Below are 1,341 nucleotides of genomic sequence, written 5' to 3' on the forward strand. Positions count from 1 at the left end.
CGGATGATGTGGATGGCTCCTGCTCCACCGGCATCGAACGTGCCAAAGTGCAGTTGTTATCGACTGCAATGAGAGGAGCCACCCAATGACAGTAAAGACTGTAGGCCTGGATTTGGCCAAGGATGTTTTTCAAGTGCACTGCGTCTCGGCCACGGGACGTAAGATCATCAACAAGAAGATCAAACGCGCAAAGCTACTGACGTTCTTTGAGACGCTGCCGCGCTGTGTTGTGGGCATGGAAGCCTGCGGGTCAGCTCATCACTGGGGTCGAGAGCTGCGCAAACTTGGCCATGATGTCCGCCTAATGCCTGCAGTCTACGTCAAACCCTATGTGAAGCGTGGCAAGACTGATGCCGCTGATGCGGAGGCGATTTGCGAGGCCGTGCGCCGCCCGACCATGCGGTTCGTCGAGATCAAGTCCGCAGATCAACAGGCAGTTCTTGCTATCCATCGGGCGCGGGATCTGGTCGTCCGACAACGCACTCAGGTCGCAAACATGATCCGCAGCATCCTCCGAGAGTTTGGACATATCCTGCCAACGGGCATCGAGGCTGTGTCCAAGTTTGCCAGAGAACACAGCACCGAAGACCAATTGGAGATGCCCGAGATTGCAGACGGCATTCTCAGCGTGATGTGCCACCAACTAAGGGGACTCAATGCCCGGATCGATGGTCTGACCAAATTGATCGAACAGCACGCGTGGCTGGACAATAATGCAAGACGCCTGATGCGTATGCCCGGAATTGGACCGATCACGGCCTCTGCTGTTGTCGCCACTATCGGTGATGCTCGGCAGTTCAAAACGGGCCGTGATCTGGCCGCCTGGTTGGGGCTAACACCGCTCAACAAGTCCAGTGGCGGGAAAGAACGCCTCGGACGGATCACCAAGAAGGGTGACCGTTACATCAGAAAACTGCTGATCGTCGGAATGACATCACGGGCGCTGATGGCGAAGAATAAGCCTGAGAAAGCCGACACCTGGACTGCTAAACTACTGGACGAGAAACCCTTCAGGCTGGCGACTGTAGCAATGGCCAACAAATCCGCCCGGATCATCTGGGCACTGCTGACGAAACAAGAGGAATACCGGCAGCCGATCGTCTGATCCTGCCAAGAGATGCAAGACGCTTGATGTGATGATGCGAAACGAAGTCAACCAAGAGTAAGGACACTCCGTCGATCGGCATGGCCTAAGAGGTCGTTTAGCCGATAGGAACCTCACTTGCGGAACTCATCAAGGCCAGTGGCAACTGCCGCGCAACAGGCCGGACACACGACTGTACTGACAGACCATCGCAATCACAGAAATCTCTTGCAATGCAGGAGCCATCCACACAGGCC

The 1,341-nt window shown here is 55.6% G+C and carries 1 protein-coding gene; it reads left to right on the top strand.

All coding sequences use genetic code 11. The features are described 5' to 3' along the window. Positions 1 to 85 precede the first annotated feature (85 nt). Complete coding sequence (locus tag Q0802_RS24625) at positions 86 to 1,105, top strand: IS110 family transposase (protein ID WP_298922654.1); 1,020 nt, start codon at positions 86 to 88, stop codon at positions 1,103 to 1,105. The last annotated feature ends 236 nt before the right edge of the window (positions 1,106 to 1,341 follow it).

Source organism: uncultured Roseobacter sp., from assembly GCF_947495275.1.
Taxonomy (GTDB): domain Bacteria; phylum Pseudomonadota; class Alphaproteobacteria; order Rhodobacterales; family Rhodobacteraceae; genus Roseobacter.